This window comes from Flavobacterium sp. GNP010, from assembly GCF_056428945.1.
In genome coordinates, this window is record NZ_JBWJVK010000003.1 from 1 (window position 1) to 24,040 (window position 24,040).

The 24,040-nt window shown below is 34.4% G+C and carries 16 protein-coding genes, 1 tRNA gene and 1 pseudogene; 15 read left to right on the plus strand and 3 right to left on the minus strand.

The features are described 5' to 3' along the window. Window positions 1-85: 85 nt before the first annotated feature. Together AC061C_RS01425 and AC061C_RS01430 are read right to left on the minus strand one after the other, a co-directional pair. A tRNA-Gly gene (locus AC061C_RS01425) sits at window positions 86-158 on the minus strand. A gap of 286 nt (window positions 159-444) precedes the next feature. After that, window positions 445-1,167, minus strand: a complete 723-nt coding sequence (locus AC061C_RS01430) for a murein L,D-transpeptidase catalytic domain family protein (RefSeq protein ID WP_478289722.1) — start codon at window positions 1,165-1,167, stop codon at window positions 445-447. Window positions 1,168-1,355: 188 nt separating this feature from the next. Between AC061C_RS01430 and AC061C_RS01435 the strand changes: the two genes are divergently transcribed. The 15 genes and pseudogenes from AC061C_RS01435 (at window position 1,356) to AC061C_RS01505 (ending at window position 21,135) form a co-directional block, all read left to right on the plus strand. Beyond that, window positions 1,356-3,767, plus strand: a complete 2,412-nt coding sequence (locus AC061C_RS01435) for a DUF5916 domain-containing protein (RefSeq protein ID WP_478289723.1) — start codon at window positions 1,356-1,358, stop codon at window positions 3,765-3,767. A gap of 130 nt (window positions 3,768-3,897) precedes the next feature. Continuing rightward, window positions 3,898-6,315 (plus strand): DUF5916 domain-containing protein, encoded by a 2,418-nt coding sequence (locus AC061C_RS01440; protein ID WP_478289724.1) that lies wholly within the window; start codon window positions 3,898-3,900, stop codon window positions 6,313-6,315. A gap of 139 nt (window positions 6,316-6,454) precedes the next feature. Beyond that, a complete protein-coding gene (gene gpmI / locus AC061C_RS01445; protein WP_478289725.1) occupies window positions 6,455-7,972 on the plus strand; it encodes a 2,3-bisphosphoglycerate-independent phosphoglycerate mutase in 1,518 nt (505 codons plus the stop codon). After that, a complete protein-coding gene (locus tag AC061C_RS01450) occupies window positions 7,954-8,124 on the plus strand; it encodes a hypothetical protein (RefSeq protein WP_478289726.1) in 171 nt (56 codons plus the stop codon). Before gpmI ends, AC061C_RS01450 begins: the two co-directional genes overlap by 19 nt. Window positions 8,125-8,320: 196 nt before the next feature. After that, entirely contained in the window at window positions 8,321-9,088 is a 768-nt protein-coding gene (locus AC061C_RS01455; protein ID WP_478289727.1) for a carbonic anhydrase, read from the plus strand. A 5-nt stretch (window positions 9,089-9,093) separates the two neighbouring features. Continuing rightward, window positions 9,094-9,864: pseudogene (locus tag AC061C_RS01460) on the plus strand (DUF2490 domain-containing protein). 304 nt (window positions 9,865-10,168) lie between these two features. Beyond that, a complete protein-coding gene (locus tag AC061C_RS01465) occupies window positions 10,169-10,801 on the plus strand; it encodes a leucine-rich repeat domain-containing protein (RefSeq protein ID WP_478289728.1) in 633 nt (210 codons plus the stop codon). Window positions 10,802-10,853: 52 nt separating this feature from the next. After that, window positions 10,854-11,525: a TetR/AcrR family transcriptional regulator gene (locus AC061C_RS01470; RefSeq protein WP_478289729.1), complete on the plus strand. Its 672-nt coding sequence runs from the start codon at window positions 10,854-10,856 to the stop codon at window positions 11,523-11,525. A gap of 6 nt (window positions 11,526-11,531) precedes the next feature. Next, on the plus strand, window positions 11,532-13,199 hold the full coding sequence (locus AC061C_RS01475; RefSeq protein ID WP_478289730.1) for a peptidase domain-containing ABC transporter: 1,668 nt from the start codon (window positions 11,532-11,534) through the stop codon (window positions 13,197-13,199). A gap of 2 nt (window positions 13,200-13,201) precedes the next feature. Next, window positions 13,202-14,548, plus strand: coding sequence for an HlyD family secretion protein (locus tag AC061C_RS01480; RefSeq protein WP_478289731.1), 1,347 nt, complete (start codon window positions 13,202-13,204; stop codon window positions 14,546-14,548). After that, window positions 14,548-15,936, plus strand: a complete 1,389-nt coding sequence (locus tag AC061C_RS01485) for a TolC family protein (RefSeq protein WP_478289732.1) — start codon at window positions 14,548-14,550, stop codon at window positions 15,934-15,936. The genes AC061C_RS01480 and AC061C_RS01485 overlap by 1 nt, the downstream gene beginning before the upstream one ends. 43 nt (window positions 15,937-15,979) lie before the next feature. Continuing rightward, entirely contained in the window at window positions 15,980-16,798 is an 819-nt protein-coding gene (gene map / locus AC061C_RS01490) for a type I methionyl aminopeptidase (protein WP_478289733.1), read from the plus strand. An 86-nt stretch (window positions 16,799-16,884) separates the two neighbouring features. Then, window positions 16,885-17,304 carry a GxxExxY protein gene (locus tag AC061C_RS01495; RefSeq protein WP_417984874.1) on the plus strand — a complete coding sequence of 140 codons (420 nt, stop codon included), beginning with the start codon at window positions 16,885-16,887 and terminating at the stop codon, window positions 17,302-17,304. A 47-nt stretch (window positions 17,305-17,351) separates the two neighbouring features. Next, entirely contained in the window at window positions 17,352-18,116 is a 765-nt protein-coding gene (locus AC061C_RS01500) for a methyltransferase domain-containing protein (protein WP_325262341.1), read from the plus strand. Window positions 18,117-18,228: 112 nt separating this feature from the next. Next, window positions 18,229-21,135: a DEAD/DEAH box helicase gene (locus AC061C_RS01505; protein WP_478289734.1), complete on the plus strand. Its 2,907-nt coding sequence runs from the start codon at window positions 18,229-18,231 to the stop codon at window positions 21,133-21,135. A 53-nt stretch (window positions 21,136-21,188) separates the two neighbouring features. Here AC061C_RS01505 and AC061C_RS01510 read toward each other — a convergent pair whose 3' ends face one another. After that, window positions 21,189-23,999 carry a M16 family metallopeptidase gene (locus tag AC061C_RS01510; RefSeq protein ID WP_478289735.1) on the minus strand — a complete coding sequence of 937 codons (2,811 nt, stop codon included), beginning with the start codon at window positions 23,997-23,999 and terminating at the stop codon, window positions 21,189-21,191. Window positions 24,000-24,040 lie beyond the last annotated feature (41 nt).

Here is a 24,040-nt window from a genome sequence, read left to right on the forward strand (position 1 = left end):
GCGACAACCAGCTTGGAAGGCTGGAGCTCTACCAACTGAGCTACTTTCGCATTACAATAAAAAAAAATCTTAAAATAAGACTTAGAGCGAAAGACGAGGCTCGAACTCGCGACAACCAGCTTGGAAGGCTGGAGCTCTACCAACTGAGCTACTTTCGCATTACTACGGTGCAAATATACTTAATAAGTTTCCTTTGATGCAAGCTTTTTTTTTAAAAAGTCTAAAACTTCAGTGCTCGACATCGCTCTATTGCGAGGATTCAAATCCTAAATAATTTAATATGAAAATATTATACCATTTAAATCAAACCAAAATATTTTAAAAAAAAATTAAAAACAACTCAAAAACACTTGATTAAAAATCATTTTGTAATATAAATGGTCTTTTATAAACTGCTAAACGCATTAAAAAACCAAAATCTTGATTCCTATTTTTGTTTTTACGTTAAGAAATGGACTCTGCTCTAAATTTAGATACTCTGGAAGGATGATAAATAAAGAAACACGATTTATCTTTTATTACGCTAATAATCTCTTTAGACAACTCAACGGGAACAGCAGGACAGCCTTGACTTCTTCCTAATCTATTGTTGTTTCTAATGAATGAATTCGACACATAATCTGCAGCATGCATTACCACGCCTCTTGCGCGTGCATTGTCATTCACTCCCTTTTCTAATCCATCTAATTTTAGAGACATTCCATGTTTGCCATTATAAATTTCGCCTGTGGCATAAAAGCCCAAACTACTTTTATAGGACTCTGCAGCATTTGAAAAATTAGAAGCAAACTCATCTCCAGTGTTTCTACCATGTGCAACAAGTGAATGAAATAATATATCGCCTGTAGCAAGATTAATAACCCAGAGTCTTTTGGAACTAGACGACAAGCTAAAATCAACTAAAGTTAAAATATCTTTCTTGATCAATCCTTTGTCTTTTAAAGAATAATATCCTTTTAAAGCTTCTGAAAAACTTTCTAGTTTTGGCAAATCAAATTTATCTGAATGTAAAGAGCTATATGCTACACTTATTTTACCCTCTACACTTGTTTTCAGTGTTTTAGTATAAACGATAGGTTTAGGATTTGTAGGCTCAATTAAATTTGTTTTATTGAAAGAAAAAGAGAACAGAAAAAACAAAACAGCAGGAAATAAGTTATAAATCATTGACTTTCTTTAGGTTATTGGTGAAATTTGGGATTGCAAACCTACGGATAATAGTATTGAAAAAACAATAATTATGAAAACTTTAATTTTAATTTGACAAATTAAATTAAAAAAACATCTAAAGACCGATGGTGAAATGACAATATGTACTACTTTTAGTATTTATTATAAATAAACAGTACTAGTTCATGCCAAAGCTTATTTATGTTACCTTGTTTTTTTTAATAATTTGCGGGACCAATACTTTTGGTCAAAAAAAAATACTTCAAGCTCAACGCAGTACTTCAACTATAAGCATCGACGGAAAAATAAATGAAGACATCTGGAAAACAGCGTCAGTAGCGACTGATTTTGTGATGTTTGAACCCGACAATGGGAAACCCATACCCAACGATAAAAAAACTGAAGTTAAAATAGTGTATGACAACAATGCCATTTACATCTCGGCATTGCTGTATGACAACGAACCAGATAAAATTCAAAAAGAAGTAACCAATAGAGATGTTTTTGGAGTATCAGATCACTTTTCGGTTTACATCAATGGGTTTAATGATGGCCAACAAGACTTTCGTTTTTTTGTAAGTGCAGCAGGAGTGCAAATGGATTGTTTAGCCACCGAGGATTATGAAGATTTTAGTTGGGATGCCATTTGGGACAGTGAAGTTGCACTAACAGAGTTTGGCTGGGTGGTTGAAATGAAAATCCCATATGCGGCTTTACGATTTTCAAAATCCGAGAAACAAACTTGGGGTTTAAACTTTATGCGGGAGATTAAACGCAATGTTCAAAAATATACTTGGAACCGGATTGATACTAAAATTGGAGCGGTGATTCCGCAGGCTGGTATTCTTGAAGGAATTGAAAATATACAAACCCCCACCCGACTTTTTATAATTCCATATACTTCAGCCTATTATCAAGAAAGCGGTATTGGCTCTGACCGAACTTTTAAGGCGGGACTAGACATTAAATACGGCCTTAACGACTCCTTTACCTTAGATGCTATTTTAGTACCTGATTTTGGACAAACAAAATTTGACAATGCCATTTTAAATCTCTTACCTTTTGAACAAAGATTTGAGGAAAACAGACCTTTTTTTACCGAAGGAACTGATTTATTCAGTAAAGGCGGACTATTTTATTCTCGACGAATTGGTGGAAGTCCAATTGTAGAAAAAGATAATCTTGAAGCGCAATTATCTCCAAACCAAGAAATAATCGATTTTCCAAGCACTGTAGATGTTATTAATGCTATAAAAATATCTGGCCGAACTGCGAAAGGCCTTGGAATTGGTTTTTTGAATGCTGTTAGTGAAAAAACATTCGCCACCATTTTTGATACAACCACAAAAACTACATCAAAATCAGTTGTACAATCCTTGACTAACTATAACATGTTGGTTCTTGATCAACGCTTCAACCAAAACTCATCAGTAACTTTTGTTAATGCAAATACTACTCGGAACGGAGATTTTAGAGACGCCAATGTTTCGGCGTTGTTGTTTGACTTAAATACAAAAGCGAATACTTATAATTTATATGGCAACTTTAAATACAATGCTATAAATACTGTTGAAGATTATAATGGTTTTAAAACTGAAATAGGACTTGAAAAAACCAGTGGAAAGTATAGGTACGGATTTTCGGGAAAATATGTTTCTAAAAACTACGATTTAAATGATTTAGGAATCAGCTTTTATTCTAATTATCACAATGCGTATGGACACGCGAGTTACAGAATAGTGAATCCTACCAAAGTTTTCAATACATTTAGAATAAATGAATACATCAATTTTGAATGGGATAACACCACAAAAAAACTACAAACAGGAGCTTTTGGTACAGAGCTTCGCGCAACAACCTTGAAAAATGATGCTGTGGAATTGATATTTGAACTTTCACCACTCCCAACTTTTGATTTTTATGAACCTCGTGAATTTGGTCGATATGTTTTCATTCCTGAAAGAATTATTACCGTAGTAAATTTTTCCACCAATGACAATAATCCTTTCACGATGGTGGTGCAGCCCACATTTACGGCTTTTAATGAAAAAGGCAGAAACTCATATGGTTTTTATTTAGGTCCAAAATACCGTTTCAACGATAAATTCTCCTTGGCTTATTCTACAGAATATACTAAAATCAATAATGATCGAGGTTGGGTTGGCTTTGATGATGCTTCTGAAATAATATTTGCAGAACGCAATCGAGAAATTCTGCAAAACGATCTTACCGGAAAATATTCCTTAAACAACAAAATGACTCTCAACCTAACCGCTAGGTATTACTGGTCTTATTCTAAAAACCATGAATTCTTTACTTTGCAAAATAGCGGTTATTTAGTCCCAAATACTGCATATACCTTAAACAAAGACCGAAATTTCAATTCCTGGAACTTCGATTTATCCTATTCTTGGTGGTTTGCGCCAGGAAGTGAAATATCTATTTTATATCGTAATTATGGGTTGGAACGAGCCAACATAGTTGAAAAAGAGCTATCAAGAAATCTAAAAAATATTTTTAACAGTGACATTACCTCGGTACTTTCTGTGAGTGTACGTTATTTTATAGATTACAACACCATAAAAAATAAATTCTAATTTTCCTGTCTAAACTGTAACATTCACTTAAAAAGGAAGTCTATTAAGGCAAACTATGCAGTGAAATGGTGTTTTACCCATGAAACTATTTTGGTTTTAAATATAGCATCAATCACCAATCAATCGTTTCATGAAAAATCTATTCATTCTTTGCGCACTCTTTTTTTCCCTATTTGGCTACAGCCAAAAAAAAACTTTGCAGACCAAATTCATTACAGATAAAATAGAAATTGACGGAAAGTTAGACGAAAGCATTTGGAAGTCAGCAGCTATTGCCTCTGATTTTATAACACTTGAACCTGATAACGGCAAGCCAATTCCAGAAAATAGAAAAACCGAAGTTAAGGTACTTTATGACAATGATGCGATTTACATAGGTGCTTTGCTACGCGATGAAAATCCCGAAAAAATATTAAAAGAGATTACACAACGAGATAATTTTGGGACATCAGATGTTTTTGGAGTATTCATCAATGGGTTTAACGATGGTCAGCAAGACTTTCAATTTTTTGTAAACGCAGCAGATGGTCAGGCAGATTGCATAACTACAGATACGAATGGAGAAGATTATTCCTGGGATGCGGTCTGGAAAAGTAAAGCTATAATAACTGCTGAAGGATGGGTTATTGAAATGCGAATCCCTTATGCGGCATTGCGTTTTTCAGCAGAAAATAAACAAACATGGGGACTTAATTTTTTTAGAGAAATAAGACGCGACCGTTTTAAATATACTTGGAATTTCATAGACTCTAAACTAGGTACTTTTACACAGCAAACCGGAATTCTTCAAGGTATTGAAAATATAAAACCACCTACCCGACTTTTTCTTTTACCCTATTCTTCTTTTTATGTCAATGCAAATGCACAACAAAAAACATACGGAACACTTAAAGGCGGATTGGATTTAAAGTATGGAATAAACGACGCTTTTACGCTGGATATGATTCTAATTCCTGATTTTGGGCAAACCAAATACGATGATCAAATCCTGAATTTAGGTCCATTCGAACAACAATTTAATGAAAATAGACCTTTTTTTACAGAAGGAACTGATTTGTTTAGTAAAGGAAACTTAGTGTATTCAAGAAGAATCGGTGGAAATCCAAGTAAATATCCAACGGTGCAAACCAACGAGGAAATTATAGATAATCCTGCAAGCGTAAACTTGATCAACGCTTTTAAAATATCTGGGAGAACTAAAAATGGTTTGGGAGTGGGAATTTTGAATGCTGTTACCGAAAAAACGAGTGCAACCATCCAAAATAAAATTACAAAAGATACCAGAAACGAGCTTGTAGAACCCTTGGCAAATTACAATGTTTTAGTGCTCGATCAGCGCTTTCGCAAAAACTCCTCTGTTTCATTTGTAAATACGAATGTAACGCGAAACGGAAATTTTAGAGATGGAAATGTCACAGCATTAGTTTGGGATTTGAATACCAAGAAAAACACCTATAATCTTGCTGGCGATTTTAAATACAGTTACATCAATGCAATAGAAGATAAAAAAGGGATTAATTCCCAACTGAATTTTTCAGAAACCAGCGGGAAATATCGTTATGGAATTGGCGCTGATATCATGACCAAAGACTTTGACAACAACGATTTAGGAATTAACTTCGAAACAAATTATTACAGTTTGTATGGAAATGCAAGTTACAGAATTTTAAATCCTACCAAATATTTCAACTCCTTTAGCGCACGAATCAATGGTTATTCTCAATTTCAAAAAGAATCAGGAAAGATACAATCGAACAATATCAATTTTCAAATAAATTCTAACAACAAAAAAAATCATTATTTTGGCGTAGGTTTCGATGCAAATGTGGTAGAAGCTTATGACTATTATGAGCCTAGAGCAGCAAATAGATTTGTTATTAGGCCTACAAAAATTGGAGGATTCATCTACGTTTCGACCAATTACAACAATCCTTTTGCCTTTGATTTTAACCCATCTTATGCGGTTTTTAATGAAGCTGGACGAAATTCCTACGGTTTTTCAGTTGGTCCAAGATACCGTTTTAGCGATAAATTATCATTAAGTTACAACTTCAATTTTTTTAGACAAAACAATAATAAAGGATACATTGACAGTATCAATGAAGATATGAATGCGGCAACGCCCAATACGATTATTTTTGCAAATAGAAATGTTATCACCTACTCTAATACACTCTCTGGCAAATATGCACTCAACAGCCAGATGACCTTTAATATTGCGTTACGTCATTACTGGTCATATGCCGAAAATAAAAATTCGTTATCGCTAGAACAAAACGGAAGGCTAGCTGATTTTGCAGGTTATGACGTAAATAAAAACTCGAGTTTTTATTCTTGGAATGCAGATTTGTCCTATACTTGGTGGTTTGCTCCTGGCAGTCAGGTTTCTGTTTTATATCGAAATAATGCAGGTGCGTTCGAGAGAAATATTAATAAAGATTTTAGGGATAATGTCACTAATTTACTAACCAATGAAACTTTAAGTCACGTTTTCTCAATAAGTGTGCGTTATTTTATTGATTACAATCAGGTTAAAAATAAATTCTAAATGCATTAATTAAAAAAAAACTATCCTTCCATAACACAATCTTCATTTTAATCTAACATTGAGCCTAAATACACAATAGTACTTTCTATTGCTTCGAACTTTTTTATAAATACTTTATCTTTGTTTAAAACATACAGTAATGAACAAAAAAGTAATTCTAATGATTTTAGACGGTTGGGGAAAATCTCCTGATCCTAAAGTTTCAGCGATTGATAATGCTAATGTCCCATTTATAAATAGTTTATATCGCAATTTTCCAAGTGCACAACTACGAACAGATGGTTTAAATGTGGGTCTGCCTGATGGCCAAATGGGGAACAGTGAAGTTGGACATATGAATCTTGGCGCTGGCCGCATTGTGTATCAAGATTTAGCTAAAATTAACCTTGCAGTAGCACACGACACTTTAGCCAAAGAACAAGTTTTAGTAGATGCTTTTACGTATGCCAAAATAAACAACAAAAAACTACATTTTTTAGGTTTAGTTTCTGATGGCGGTGTACACTCCCACACCTCCCATTTGCGCGGATTGATTGATGCTACACAACAATATGGCTTGCAAAAAGTTTTTGTTCACGCATTTACTGATGGTCGTGACGTAGATCCTAAATCAGGAAAACATTACATTCAAGATTTACAAGATTATATCGCAAACACTACCGTAAAACTCGCTTCGATCGTAGGACGTTATTACGCTATGGATCGAGACAGACGCTGGGAACGAATAAAACTCGCTTATGATTTATTAGTCAATGGAATAGGAACTCATACTACAAATGCCGTTGCTTCCATGGAAGAAAGTTATGAAGTAAATGTAACCGACGAATTTATTCACCCAACAGTGATGGTCGATGAAAATAATATACCACTAGCACAAATTGAAGAGGATGATGTAGTTATTTTCTTTAACTTCAGAACCGACCGAGGACGAGAATTAACGGAAGTTTTAACGCAAATGGATTGTCATGAACAAAATATGCACAAACTCAATTTGTATTATGTCACGCTTACCAACTATGACGAAACGTACCAAAATATAAAGGTCGTTTACAATAAAGATAATATTACGGAAACGCTAGGTGAAGTCCTGGAGAAAGCGGGTAAAAAGCAAATTCGTATTGCGGAGACAGAGAAATATCCGCATGTTACTTTCTTCTTTTCTGGAGGTAGAGAGCAGCCATTTATTGGCGAAAGCCGCATCTTGAAAAATTCTCCAAAAGTGGCCACTTATGATCTACAACCACAAATGAGCGCCTTTGAATTGACAGAAGCCCTTGTGACAGAGTTAGAGAAAGAAGAAGTAGATTTTGTTTGTCTCAACTTTGCCAACGGCGATATGGTGGGCCATACAGGAATTATGAGTGCAGCAATACAAGCGTGTGAAGCTGTTGATCAATGCGTAGAAAAGGTGATTACAACCGCACTAGCCCATAATTATACAACACTAGTAATTGCAGATCATGGAAATTGTGAAACGATGATTAATCCTGATGGCAGTCCAAATACAGCGCACACGACAAATCCAGTTCCAATAATTCTGGTAGACAAAGACATCCGATTGATCCATGATGGTGTATTAGGTGATATTGCTCCAACTATTTTAGAACTATTAGGGGTTGAAAAACCTGAGGTAATGACGTGTCATTCACTACTATGAAAAAGTACATCATCGCGTTATTAACTATCGCACTATCAAGTTGTTCCTCATTAGGAACAGGCAAGAATGGTAGCCCTGGCGAGAATGGTTCAAAGGGAATAGGAACCGAGAATGGAAAAAATGGAGCGCCTGGTAAAAATGGTGACCGTTAAACAAATGAAAAATAATTAAAAACTAAAGAGTTGTCAAAAGTATTTTTGAACAGCTCTTTTTTTATGAATTAGACTCTCACAATTAAAAGCTTATTTCGCATTAACAAAAGTTAAAGTTTCGCAATTAATAGTATTACTATTATTTTAGAGTATATTTGTATCAACTAAAAAAGTTTAACTCTAATAAATTACGATTATGAAAAAGATAATTCTATTTTTAATGTGCGTATGTGTTGGTTTTTCATCCTTTTCACAAGAAAAGAAAAACAAAAAGAACCCAGTTATAAAAGCTGAAATTGATTCTCCACAATGGAGAAAGGAACATTATGTTGTCAATAGAGATTCTGCTTACGCAGATCCTAGAGTAGCAATAACAAAATTAATGGGTGGAAACAAACGTTTTGTTGAAGGAAAAACAATCAAACCACGACAAGATATGAGCACTATTAAAAGTCTTGAAAAAGGGCAACAACCTATTGCGACAATTGTAGGCTGTTCAGACTCTAGAGTTCCTAATGAAATGATTTTTGATCAAGGTTTAGGTGATTTATTTATCATCAGAACAGCAGGCCAAGTATCGGCAGCTGCATCCTACGGTAGTATGGAGTTTGCTGTTTTAAAATTGAAAACAAAACTAATTGTAGTACTCGGACATACAGAATGCGGAGCAGTTGCTGCAGCCGTAGAGCGCCCAGAGGATGTACCTGGTCATATTGTAACCTTAATAAATGAAATTAAACCTGCGGTAGCTAAATGTGCACATTTACCTGGAAATCCAGTTAATAATGCAGTCCGTCAAAATGTAATTGATCAAGTCTCTAATTTACGAGATTTAGATCCTATTTTGCACAAGAAATATAAAAACGGAGAAATTTTAATTGTAGGTGCCGTTTATGACATTCACACTGGAAAAGTCGAATTTTTACAAGAAACGCTTACTAATTTACCCCAACTTAAGAAATAATGTAAATGAAGAAAATTGTTTTATCAACACTGCTGCTACTTCTCTTCAGCAGTGTATTTGCTCAAAACACAAGGATCCAAGATAACAACCAGATTGGATGGCTTGGCTATTTTGGAACTTTTAAAATAGCAAAACAATTTAGTATCCACTCAGAATATCAATGGCGAAGAGACAATTACGTCAATGACAAACAACAAGGCCTTTTACGGGTAGGATTAAATTATCAAGCCAATCCTAAAATACAATTGAGAGCTGGTTACGCATGGATTGAAACCTATCCCTATGGAGATTTCCCAATTAACGGTCTAGGCAAGGATTTTACCGAGCATCGAATTTTTCAAATGGTAACGTTGACCGATAAAATTTCAAAGGTGGAGTTGTCGCACCGTTTTATGCTAGAGCAACGATTTGTAGGTAGATATACAAAACCAGAATTAATTGTTGAAGATGATTACCTTTTTTTAAACCGTTTACGATACATGTTCCGCATTCAAATGCCTTTAAAGGGCAATGAGATTGCAAACAAAACGCCTTAGGTAGCTGCATATAATGAGATATTTATTGGTTTTGGTAAAAATGTAAATGAAAATATTTTTGACCAAAATAGAATTGGGTTGCTATTGGGTTATAAATTTAATTCTAATTTAAGAATTGAAGGTGGTTACCTCAATCAAAGGGTACAACTTGGCAGGGAAATCGATCAGCGAAACGTGTTCCAAAACAATAATGGCTTTGTTGTAAATACCGTAATAGGAATTGATTTAACTGCTAAATAAGTCTTAAATGTATTATAAATTTGAAATACTGATTAGTTTGCTGTAAATACTACAATCGAGACAAAATGCAAACATTTGAATTACAGCTTCTACATGAAATCAATTAAAAATTGACATCAAAGGCAAATTAAATTATTTTATTAAATTTTAGATACAAAAGCATACTAAACTGTATGCTTTTTTGTGTGAATTACACCGTACAATGGCACAATAATTTGCATCTTAAATTATCGTTAAATAACAACAAAATGATAGTATTACTATTAATTATGGTGTACTTTTGTTTGAATTAAAAACCAAAACTATGAAAACATACTTTTTTTCTGCACTTGTTCTTTTACTCACAACTAGTCTATGGGGTCAAATAAAGTATGACAAAAACAGAGAATTCAATGATCTTAATGATGCATTAAAAAACCCAGAACTTATCTATCGATTGAATTTAAGCAATCAAAACATAAAACTTGATGGTGTTGATTGGTCTAAATTTATAAACTTAGAATACTTGAGTTTGAAAAATGACCATTTGAAAGAAATTCCAAGTGGTATTACAAAAATAAAAACTTTAAAATCAATTGACCTAAGTGGTAACGATTTTGCTATGCTTCCTAGTGATTTCTCAAATCTAAAATTACTTGAAGAAATACGATTAAACGATGAAAGCAGAATGGACTTACCCAAAACACTTGGTATTTTAGCTAAGTTACCAATCCTTAAATCTTTGTATCTGGAAAATGATCACCTCAAAACACTACCAAGTGAATTATTAAAAATAAAAAATCTTGAAAATTTATTTCTTGGAAATAACCAAATTGAGAAAGTTCCGGTTTTAAAAGAATTAGATCATCTCAAATTTTTAGATTTAAAAGACAACAGAATAAAAACCGACTTACAAGACATGAAAAATTTGAATTTTGGATTTAAAGTGAATTTCTAACAGGATAAATTTAAACAGATACTAAATTAAAATTTGAGATTAAACAAACATTATGGACGCTATTTTACCAAATATTAGTATTACTATTAACGAAAAGTTGTACGTTAAAAATCCCGAAACCTCCACTCTAGGTAAAAAAATAATAGAAAACAGTATCTTACTTATTGATGAAATTGGCTTTGAGAATTTTACCTTCAAAAAATTAGGAGATCGAATAGGATCTAACGAAAGTTCTATTTACAGGTATTTTGAAAGCAAACATAAACTCCTTTTATACCTATCCTCCTGGTATTGGGGATGGATGGAATATAAATTAGTTTTTGCTACCAACAACATAGCTAATCCTCTAGAAAAACTAAAAAAAGCAATCGCTATTGTTACTGAAAAAATAGAAGACGATTCTAACACTGCGCATATTAACGAAGCGATATTAAACAAGATCATCATCGCCGAATTTACCAAAACCCTTTTAACCAAAGAAGTTGATGAGGAAAACAAAATAGGTTTATTTTTAGTGTATAAAAAAGTCATTAATCGTATTATCGCAATGATTGAGGCGGTAAATCCAGAGTACCAATTTGCTAAAAGTTTAGCCTCTTCAATTGTAGAAGGTGCCTTGCATCAACATTTTTTGAAAGATCATTTAAAAACAATAACAAATTGTAATGAAACTGTTTCACCGACTCATTTTTATATCGATTTAGTGAAAATAATTACCAAATAAAAAAATATGAAAAACACACCTTTAGAACGATTTTATAATTTACTGGCATTAGACCGGAAAGATGTATATCAAATATTTTTCTACGCTATTTTTGCTGGATTAATAAGCTTATCATTGCCACTTGGTATTCAGGCTATTATAAACTTTATTCAATCTGGGCGCGTGAGTGCTTCCTGGATTGTGTTGATCGTTTTGGTCGTTTTTGGCGTGGCACTAGTTGGGATTTTGTCGCTAATGCAACTTCGAATTACAGAAAACTTACAACAAAAAATATTCGTACGCTCCTCTTTTGAATTTGCGGCCCGTTTGCCAAAGATAAAAAACGAAGAACTTTACGACACCTATCCTCCCGAGTTAGCCAATCGTTTTTTTGACACCATGAACATTCAAAAAGGAACTTCGAAGTTATTAATTGACTTCTCAGCGGCTTTGTTGCAAATTATTTTCGGTCTTATTTTGCTTTCTTTATACCATCCTTACTTTATTGTTTTTGGATTCTTACTGTTCTTACTGTTGTTTTTTATTTTTAAGTTTTCATATAAATCTGGTCTAGAAACTAGTTTAAAAGAATCAAAATTTAAGTATAAAGTCGCAGGCTGGTTGCAAGAAATGGCCCGTAATAATTTCAGTTTCAAAAATGATTTGAATTACAATTATGGCTTGCAAAAAAACAACAATCTTGTGGGTGACTATTTAATCTATCGAGAAAAGCATTTTAAAATTATTCAACGACAATTCAGTCAATTAATCATTTTTAAAATCATTATTACAGCAAGTTTACTTTCCATAGGTGGATTTCTTGTTTTGTCACAACAAATGAATATCGGACAGTTTGTTGCAGCAGAGATCATTATCTTATTGGTGATAAATTCTGTCGAAAAAATAATTCTCGGTTTAGAGACGTTTTATGATGTGCTTACTTCAATTGAAAAAATAGGGCAAATAACTGATTTAGAGTTAGAAGATGAGATTGACTTTAAAAGTGAAACGTGCTACAACAAAATTACATTGGAAACAGAGGACCTAAGTTTCAAATTCTCTGATTCCTCAAAAGAAATACTCCATGGTTTAACCTTGAAAATAGAACAAGGGGAAAGAATTGCAATTTACGGTGCCAATGGATCTGGAAAAACAACCCTCATTCGCATTTTATCTGGATTGCTACATCCCACCTCTGGGTCGTTGTACATCAATGATGATACGTTTAGAAAAATAAATTTAAAGCAATACCACTCGCAAATAGGCAGTATTATTCATGGGGAAACACCTTTTGAAGGTACCTTACTAGAAAATATCACTTTCAATGACCCATCAGTAAGCAGCGAAGATCTTCGATGGGCAATTGATGGCGTAAAACTCACCTCGTTCATCAAATCATTGCCAAAAGGACTTGATACTCGTATTTTTCCCGAAGGAAAACAACTATCCTCATCTAATGCTCAAAAAGTGCTATTAGCTCGCAGTATCATTCATAAACCCAAAATTCTTTTTTATGAAGATCCTACTGATGTAATGGATGAAGATATTGCAAAAGAAATCATCGACTTTATCACCTCTGATAAACACAAATGGACCATTATTGTGTCGTCAAAAAATCCATATTGGAAAACCAAATGCACCCGAAACATTATCATGGACAATGGCATTATTGCACATGATTTTAAAAATAATTAGTTATGCTAAACATATCCAATAATAAAATAAAATTACCGTCGCTTGCTCGATTTTCAACTGTAAAAAATTTGGAAAACAGACCGCATTACAAAATCTTAAATAAAATAATCGCTGGAGTTTCCATTGTTGGGATAGTAGCTCTTTTTCTACCTTGGACGCAAAATATTTCAGGAAGTGGCTCCGTGACGACTTTAAAACCAGATCAAAGACCACAATCTATTCAAAGTGTCATTTCTGGGAGACTAGAAAAATGGTATGTTCAAGAAGGAGACTTTGTTAAAAAAGGAGATACCATCTTGTTTATATCCGAGATAAAAGAGGAATATATGGATCCAAACTTAGTACAAAATACAAAGAATCAGATGGATGCTAAAAAACAATCGCAGCAATCCTATGGTTCAAAAGTAAGTACGCTAACAGGACAAATTCAAGCTATAGAAAACGAAAAAGTTTTAAAACTAGAGCAAGCTCAAAACAAGATCAAACAATCAGTACTAAAAATAAAAAGTGACAGTATTGATTTAGTGGCCGTAAAAACACAATTAAAAATAGCCAATACGCAATTCAATCGATCTGTTGCCTTAAATAAAGAAGGATTGAAACCATTGACTGATATTGAAGAAAAAAGACTCAAATTACAGGAAGTTGAGGCAAAAATTATCACTCAAGAAAACAAATATTTAACGAGCAAAAATGAGTTAATTAATGCTAAAGTTGAAATAAATAGAATTGGCGCAGAGTATGCAGAGAAAGCTTCAAAAGCCAATAGTGATAAGTTTACTGCACTAAGCAGTCAATTTGATACCGATGCGCAAGTTAACAAACTAGCCAATCAATACGCAAATTACAGCATTCGAAACGGCATGTATTATATCAAAGCATCACAAAATGGCTATGTCAACAGAGCCTTACAATCTGGCATAGGAGAAACAATTAAGGAAGGAACACCTATAGCTACGATTATGCCATCAGAGTATGATATTGCTGTAGAAACTTTTGTAAATCCTATTGATTTGCCATTGTTAAGCAAAGGCGAAAAAGTCCGCGTTTGGTTTGATGGTTGGCCGACAATCGTATTTTCTGGATGGCCAGATATGTCCTATGGCACTTTTGGTGGAGAAATTGTAGCCATCGAAAATTTCATCAGTGAAAACGGAAAATACCGAGTACTGATTGCTCCTGATAAAAATGAAGATAAATGGCCAAAACAACTGAGTATTGGCTCTGGCGCACAAACGATTGCTTTGTTGAACAACGTTCCTGTTTGGTTTGAATTATGGAGAACTTTGAACGGGTTTCCGCCAAATTATTACACGCCAATGACAAAAACTACTAAAGAGAAAAAATAATGAAACACCTATTTTTAGTTTTTTTATTCTGTGGTTTTGCAGTAACGGCACAAAACAGTTCTTCTAAAGAATTTACATACACAGAATTTCTAGGATATGTAAAAAAATACCATCCATTAGTAAAAAATGCCAATTTAGAAATCAATAAAGCACAAGCTAATTTGATGATGGCTCGCGGTGGTTTTGATCCAAAAATTGAAGTCGATTTTAGTAAGAAACAATTCAAAGACACTGAATATTATTCTATCCTAAACAGTAGTTTTAAAATCCCAACTTGGTACGGAATAGAAATTAAGGCTGGATTTGACAACAACGAAGGCGTGTACCTCAATCCCGAAAATACGGTTCCAAACCAAGGTCTTACCTCACTTGGAGTTACAGTTCCGCTGGGACAAGGATTGTTCATCAACCAGCGTATGGCCGATGTACGCAAAGCAAAAATGCAAATACAATTGAGCCAAGCAGAACGAAAACTTCAAGCAATTGCCGTTTTGTATGATGCTTCGATAGCCTATTTTAATTGGAAAAAAAACTACAGCGAAGTGGCGTTATACCAAGAATACAATTCGAATGCACAAATTAGATTTAAAGGAATTCAATCCTTGATTACACAAGGAGATAAACCAGCTATTGACAGCGTTGAGGCAGGAATTATTGTAAAAAACAGAACTTTAAGTTTAGAAGATTCTATGCTTAAATTGGCTAAAGCCAAATTAGAACTCGCTAATTTTCTTTGGCTAGAAAATAACATTCCACTAGAGTTATCAGATGACTTAATTCCAGAAATACTGCTGGAATTCACCATTCAAGAGACTTTACGAACCAATGATTTATTAAATACGGATTTTACCATAACCAATCATCCAAAAATTAATGCGTTGCAAAGCAAAATCGATATGCTAAACGTAGATAAAAAATTAAAAGCAAATATGCTGTTGCCAAAAATTGATATTGGCTACTCCTATTTAGCAGAACCTAGCTATATTGACAACTACAAATTTCAAGATTATAAAATTGGCTTGGATTTTTATTTTCCATTATTTCTTCGAAAAGAACGCGGAAGCCTGAAATTAGCAAAATATAAAGTACAGGAATCCGAATTTATCTTGGATCTTGAAAAGGTACAACTAACCAACAAAATCAACGCACAAAAGATAGAAATAACATCGTTACTAAAACAAAAAGAGCTCATTAAAGGCTTGACGCAAGATAATCGCACTATGTTGACTTCTGAAGAACGTTTGTTTAGTTTTGGCGAAAGCTCCCTGTTTTTGATAAATACCCGAGAGAATAATTTAGTCAGTGCGCAACTTGCAGGGATTGCTCTTGAAAACCGATTTTACATCTCAAATTCGGAGCTTTTTAAAATAATGGCCAATCCGGAATAAATAATTATAAAATTGTATTTTTGCAAACTGAAAATTCGAAAATATGATTATTGTAAAATCACGTGAAGAAATAGAGTTGATGCGCGAAAGTGCGTTGATCGTATCCAAAACTTTAGGAATGATTGCTTCTGAAATAAAAGAAGGAGTCACTACCCTATACCTTGACAAACTAGCCGAAGCATTTATTCGTGATCATGGCGCAGTGCCCAGTTTCTTGGGATTATACGACTTTCCAAATTCGCTTTGCATGAGTCCAAACTCACAAGTGGTACATGGAATTCCTAACAATAAACCACTAGAAAGTGGTGATGTAATCTCTGTAGATTGTGGCGCTTTCAAAAACGGATACCATGGTGATCATGCGTATTCTTTCGAGATAGGCGAAGTAGCTCCCGAAACAAAAAAACTATTACAAGTTACTAAGGAATCCCTGTACGTGGGAATTCGCGAACTCCGTCTAGGCAATCGTGTGGAAGATGTGGGCAATGCTATTCAAAAATATACCGAAGCCCACGGTTATGGTGTAGTACGTGAACTTGTAGGTCATGGCTTGGGCCAAAAAATGCACGAAGATCCTGAAATGCCAAATTACGGTAAAAAAGGAAGAGGAAAACTTTTTGTAGAAGGTATGGTGGTTGCCATAGAACCGATGATCAACATGGGAACCCGCAACATCAAACAACACAAAGACGGCTGGACAATAACTACTGCCGATGGCAAACCATCTGCCCACTTTGAACACGATGTAGCTATCATTGATGGTAAACCAGAAATTTTATCCACTTTTGCTTACGTGTATCAAGCGTTAGGAATTGTGAGTACTGAAGAAGATGAATTTAGAAGAGAACCGTTTGTAATCTAGGTTAGTACACAAAGATTCACTGAGAACACCCAGAGGTTCGCAAAGGTTTTAAGTAAAGTTTTATATTAGTTTTAGCCTCAAAGAAAATGGAAAATAAAGATAATGAGTTAAGTGATGATTTAAATGCACTTTCTTATAAAGTAATTGGATTAGCAATTGAAGTACATCGACAATTGGGCCCAGGTCTTTTAGAATCTGCTTACCAAACATGTCTTTTCTATGAACTGCAAAATGCCGGCCTTAAAGTTGAAAAAGAAGTAACACTTCCAATAAAATATAAAGAAATTAAACTTGACCAAGGATATAGAATTGATTTACTTGTTGAGGACAAATTAGTTATCGAACTAAAAACAGTAGAAAGTTATACTGCCGTGCATTTCGCTCAAATATTAACGTATTTAAAACTTGGCAATTATCCTCTAGGATTATTAATGAATTACAATAGTACAATTTTAAAAAACAACATAAAAAGATTTATAAATACGCCTTTAGATTCCAAAAAATAAACTTAGCGAATCTCTGAGCCTTCTTTGTGAATCTCTGCGAAACAAATATGAAAAAACTTTTTAAATTAATACTCAATACCATTCCGCGTCCGCTTTTAATTCGTTTAAGTTATGTCGCGCGACCTATCATTGCTTTTTCATTAAAAGGTAATAAATTTACTGATCCTATTGACGGGAAAAGTTTCAAATCGATGTTGCCTTATGGTTACGAAACGCAGCGTAACAACGTACTTTCGCCAAGTACACTTTCTTTAGAGAGACACCGTTTATTGTGGCTGTACCTCAACGAACAGACTGATTTTTTTACAGCACCCAAAAAAGTCCTTCATTTTGCTCCTGAACAAGCTTTTTATAAATTATTCCGCAAGCAAAAAAACTTAGATTACACCACTACTGATTTGTTTTCGCCACTTGCGGATGTAAAAGCAGATATTTGTAATTTGCCTTTTGAAGACAATCAATACGATGTGATTTTGTGTAACCACGTTTTGGAACACATACCAGATGATACCAAAGCCATGCAGGAATTGTACCGCGTATTAAAACCTGGCGGAATGGCAATTTTACAAATTCCGCAAGATTTAAAAAGAGCGACAACATTTGCAGATGACAGCATTACCGACCAAAAAGAACGCGCTAAAATATTTGGACAATACGACCACGTGCGTATTTACGGTCGCGATTATTTCGACAAATTAAGAAGTATCGGGTTTACTGTAGTCGAAGAGGATTACACGAACAAAATCGCTCCTGAATTAGTAGAAAAATACTGTTTGGCCAAAGGTGAAATCATACCAGTTTGTTTTAAATAATTATTGTAAAATATATTCCAACACAGATTCCACAAATTAGCACAAATTTATCTGTGTTAATTTGTGGAATTCGTATTTAAAAAAACTAAAATAATTAAATAACGTATTGCTTTTGGAACCCAAAAATAATTTCCAGTTTTGCTTTGACCTTACTTTTGAAGCGAAACTCAATTGCTATATTCCTAATTCGTATGTGGTTGGACATGCGGATACCATCACTTATTTAGAAAAAAAAGCAAGCCCAGAAGTCATTCAAAGCATGGGGATAACGGTTGGGAATCTAGATAGCACTACACAAAAAATACTTTCGCTTTGCGAGGTATTGCAACCTGAGGCCTTGTTCAAAAAATACCGAACCAAAAGCAAATCGGCCAAAAAAATTGAAGACATCCTAAAAGACGATAAAATAAAATTGGGCATTGAGCAATTTATAAAAATAAGCTTAGCACAATTTTACAACCTCATCAAAGAGCATGATTTTGCACTTTCGCTAAACTTAGGCAAAGAAAAAGATTTTCGCATTAGCCGCATCGGGACTCAAAATCCAGCTTTGGAAACCGAACTGCATTTTGACAAACACGAAAACGGAATTTCCTACACCTTATTTTTAAAGGACGAAGACACTACTTTTTATCCTTCAACTACCGCAATCACATTACTATTAGATGAACCAGGATGGTTGATCGCACATCATAAACTGTATACTGTAAAGAACATCAACTCGAAAAAAATTACGCCTTTTTTGACCAAAAAAGTAGTAGAAATTCCCTCGAAATTAGTCCCAGACTATTTTGAAAAATTCATTAAAGACATTGCCAAAAAAGTAGACATAAGCGCCACGGGTTTTGAAGTTATAACTCAAACTGCTGTTCGTTCCTGCAACCTACAATTGGTGCATGATTTTTTTAAAAACACCTACTTTATCTCTCTTTTATTTGATTATGACGGATACGTCTTTGATGCCACTAAAACCAAAAACACGCATTCGGAAATTGATTTAAAAGACTTAGGAAATATAAAACTAATACAATACAAGCGCAGTCAAGCTGAAGATACATTTAATGAATCGTTACAAGCGCTTGGGCTTAGCAGACAAGAAAACCATCTGTTTGGGCTTAAACAAAAACCAGAACAAAAGGACGCTTATGCCAGTATTCAGTGGATATTAGCCCATCGAGAAAAATTAGAATCATTGGGTTTTTCATTAGAAAATCTAAAAATCGACGGAAAGAAAATTGATAACAGCGAAGTAACCATTGCATTTTCAAACAGCATTCAAAACGATTGGTTCGATATTAAAATGACTGTGATTTCTGATGATTTTGAATTCAATTTCAGTGATTTGATCCCAAATATAAAAAGCCAAAATCGCTTGTTTCTCTTACCCAATGGGAATTATTTTTTGATTCCGATTGAATGGATGACGCGCTATGCCGCCATGGCTAAACTGGCTAAAATTAACAATGGAACTATCGCGGTTCTCAAAAGTAATTTTGCTGTTTTTGAAGATATCCCGCAATTAAAACAAACCTTGCATGTAAAAGAAACTGTTCAATACCAACCTTCGGATTTGGTTAAAGCTACGTTGCGACCCTACCAAATAGAAGGCGTACAATGGCTTCTTGAACATTACAACAACGGCTTAGGCGCTTGCTTGGCCGATGACATGGGATTGGGAAAAACATTACAAACCTTATCTACACTGGTCGCTGTACAAGAAAAACTAGATTTTGAAAAAGCAGAAAATATCCAACTCGATTTGTTTGGAAACGAAATTCCTGTTGCCAAAGAATACCTAAAAGCCTTGATTGTACTTCCCTCCTCTTTGGTGTTCAACTGGTATAACGAAGCTAGAAAGTTTACGCCTCATTTTAGGAGAGTTCAATATGTGGGACAAGAGCGTAAACTAATTTCTAAAAAATTAGAAAAATACGACTTGATCTTCACGAGTTACGCGGTGGCGACAAGAGATCTTTCCATTTTAGAAAAGTACCAATTTCGTTTTCTGATTTTGGACGAAAGTCAATACATCAAAAATAAAAACTCAAAAATTTTTAAGGCTATAAACCAAATAAAAACAACTCATAAAATCTCGTTGAGCGGTACTCCTATCGAAAACTCATTAGACGATTTATGGTCACAAATGCAATTTATCAATCCCAATATTTTGGGGAGTTACGCTTTTTTTGCGGAGCATTACAAAGTTCCCATTGAAAAAAAACAAGACGAAACCAGTCTGCTGGAACTCAAAAACCTTGTCAGTCCGTTTATTTTACGTCGGACCAAAGAACAAGTTTTAAAAGACTTACCGGAACTCTCGGAACAAGTTTTCTATTGTGATATGGAACCCGAACAAGAGAAATTATACGAAGAAGAAAAGTCAAAAGCGAGAAACGCACTCTTAAAAACCGATGGTTCTGGCATTGACAAGATCAATATTATCAATACGTTGATGCGTTTGAGGCAATTGAGCAATCATCCTAAAATGATTGACAAAAAATCAGAACTTGATTCAGGAAAATATATTGCGGTGACGCGTTATTTGGAAACCTTAGTACAATCCAATCAAAAAACGATTGTGTTCAGTTCGTTTGTGTCTAACTTGGAATTTTATAAAAAATGGAGCATCGAAAACAAAATTGATTTTTGCGAACTCACTGGCGCAACCCCGCAAAATGAACGCGCGTATCAAGTGCAAAAATTTCAAGAACAAGAGCGCTCAAAATTGTTTTTCATTTCCTTAAAAGCGGGTGGCGTAGGACTCAATATTACCAAAGCTTCTTATGTTTTGTTTTTGGATCCGTGGTGGAATCCCTTTGCCGAAAAGCAAGGTATTGGCCGTGCACATCGCATAGGGCAGTTGAACAAAGTAAATGTAGTGCGGTTTATTACCAAGAATACCGTTGAGGAAAAAATCATTCGGTTACAAGAAAACAAAAAACTTCTTTCGGATGCACTGCTGGATGAAAACCACATCAGCCCTGAAATTGAAGAAAATTTAGATTTTATTTTAGCATAAAAAAACCTGCTACTTCAATGAAATAGCAGGTTTCAGTTTTAAGACTAAAAAAATTATTTTTTCTCTGGCATCAACATTCCAATAACTTTATCTTTAGTAAGATATTGTTTTGCAATGTTCTGAAGATCCTTCGCAGTAACTGCATTAACCATTTCCTCAAATTTCAATACGTCTTCTGGACTATTTCCATTAGTGTAAGATCTTGTTAAATTAGACAGCCAATATCTGTTTTCTTTGCTATCTTTTCTAAAATCAGCCAATTCACCTTCCTTGAATTTAGCTACATCTTTTTCGTCTGGGCCATTATCGATAATATTTTGTAATTCTTTCAACGCAGAAGCAGTTAATTTCTCAGCATTTTCTGGTCCACAAGGGAAACCTATCGAAAAATTATATGATCCGTAAGGCATTTTGCTGATGCTTCCTCTAGCAGAAACACCATAAACACCACTTTCATTTTCGCGCAATTGCTCAATTAACTTGATGGTCAAGACCTCGCCTAATGCTTGCATGCTCATCGCATCTTTAGCTGAATATTTAGCATCACCATAGAACATAATGGTCACATTACTTTTAGGATCTGTTCCTTTGTTAACCACTTTTTTCAAGTCTCCTTTTAGCAATCTGTAACCTAAATCTACTGCTTTTTCTTTCTTATTATTAGCTGGTAATGAAGCTATGTATTTTGTAGCCATAGCTTCGATTGTTGCATCATCAACATTTCCTACGAAGAAAAATTCAAAATCAGCAGCATTAGCAAAACGCTCTTTGTACTTTTCGTATGCTAATTTATAATCGGTGTCAGCCCATGATTTATCTGTAGGCATGATTCCAAAAAATCGTGGATTATTCTGGTTCAAATAGGTATAAAACTCTTGTTGGAAGTAATTCTGAGGCGTTGAAGCCATGTTTTTGAAAAAGCTTGATTGTTTTTGTTTGAATCCTTCAAAAGCTTCTTGGTCAAAATTTAAATCTGTAAAGTAAGCATGCGTCATTTGCATTAAGTACTCTAAGTCTTTTGGAGTTGATGTACCTCTAAGTCCTTCGCTAGTACCTCCAATGTAAGGATTCACTCTTGCGATTTTACCCGTCATGAATTTATTGATGTCATTCAATTTTAATCCTGAGAATCCGGCTTCTGCCAAAGCTCCGTTTGCAAACTGAACTTTCTTCATCTCCTCATTCGAATACAAATTAGATCCACCAAGACTTACTGCTTCAAAAAGAACTTCATCGTTTTTAAAATCTGTATTCTTATAGGTAACTTTCACACCATTTGATAAAACAAGTGTTTTAGTCCCAATTTTTGGATTGCTTTCACGACTCACAATGCTACCTGATTTTACTTCATTACGGAGTAAACTAGTGGCAACAGCAACGTCTTCATAGGGTTTTAGTTCCTCTGAATTCACTTTTAAAGCATCAAGTACTTCTTGTTCAGTCACTTTTTTCAAACCTGCTTTTTCTGGCCCTGTCAAAATAATAACGCGGTTATCTTCTTTTACATATTCTTTAATTAAACCGTTTACATCTTGAACAGTAATCAAAGGCAGCATTTGTTTTAAAGTTTCATACGTCCATTCAATTCCTGGAACCGGTTCCTTCTCTAAGAAATTAGCCTGAAACTCGCCAACAAAATTAATGGAGTTCGTTTTATTTCTGTCATTATACGATTTTTCAATCGAAGCTAAAAATTCTGATTTTGCACGCTCTAATTCCGCTTGTGTAAATCCAAATTTCTTAGCTCTTTCATTTTCAGTGACCAAAACTTTAAGAGCGCTTAGTTGCTTATCTTCTTGAGACATAGCCCTCGATTGGTATCCTTTTTTGGTTCTAGCATACGTACCACCATAATAAGAATATCCGTAGGTAAATGGCGGAGTTGCTGAATTGGTAAGCTCACCTAATCGTGAGTTAAGTACGGTCGCAAACAATCCTTCAACAAGAGAATTTTTGAAATCTCCCACAGTGGTCATTTGCTTAGGAGCACCATAATCTTTGTACAACAATTGTACTTGCGTATTTGAGGCTTCTTTATCACTTTCAACAGCTACAAAAGTTTCTTTGTGATTAGGAACATCAAATACCTTTCTTGGTTTTTCATTTGCTGGATTTTTATAAGTCGAGAAATGAGCGATGATTTTCTTCTCCATTTCGGCTACGTCAATATCACCTACAACAATTACACTCATTAAGTTAGGACGGTACCAATCTTTGTAAAAATTAATCAAAGACTGATGTTTGAACTTTTCAAGAACTTCTTTTTGACCACTAGGCAAACGAGTAGGGTATTTAGAATCGTGCAACATTTTAGAAAGATAACGATCCATCATTCTTTTATCAGCACCTAAACCTAGTCTGTATTCCTCTAGAACTACGCCTCTTTCTTTATCAATTTCTTCTGGTGTCAAAACAGTATTAAACGCCCAGTCTTCGATAATTTGAAAACCTTTTTCTAATTTTTCAGGATCATCAGATGGAATTGGTAAAAAATAAACCGTCTCGTCAAAACTAGTATACGCATTTAAATGCTGTCCAAATTTAACACCAATACTTTGTAAATAGTCGACCAATTGGTTTTTTGGAAAACGTTTGGTTCCATTAAAACACATGTGCTCTATAAAATGCGCCAATCCTTGTTGGTCGTCGGTTTCTAAAATAGAACCTGCGTTCACTACCAACCTAAGATCTACTTTCTTTTCTGGTTTGGCATTTTTCTTGATGTAAAAGGTTAAGCCATTTTCAAGCTTGCCTGTTTTTACAGTTGAATCAAAAGGAATTGCTTTTGAATAATCCATTTGCTGCGCAAAAACAGCTAAAGGAAATAGCATTGCACCCAATACTACTTTGTTGATTTGTTTCATAGTTTTTGTTTATTTGAATCAAAAATAATACGATTACTCTT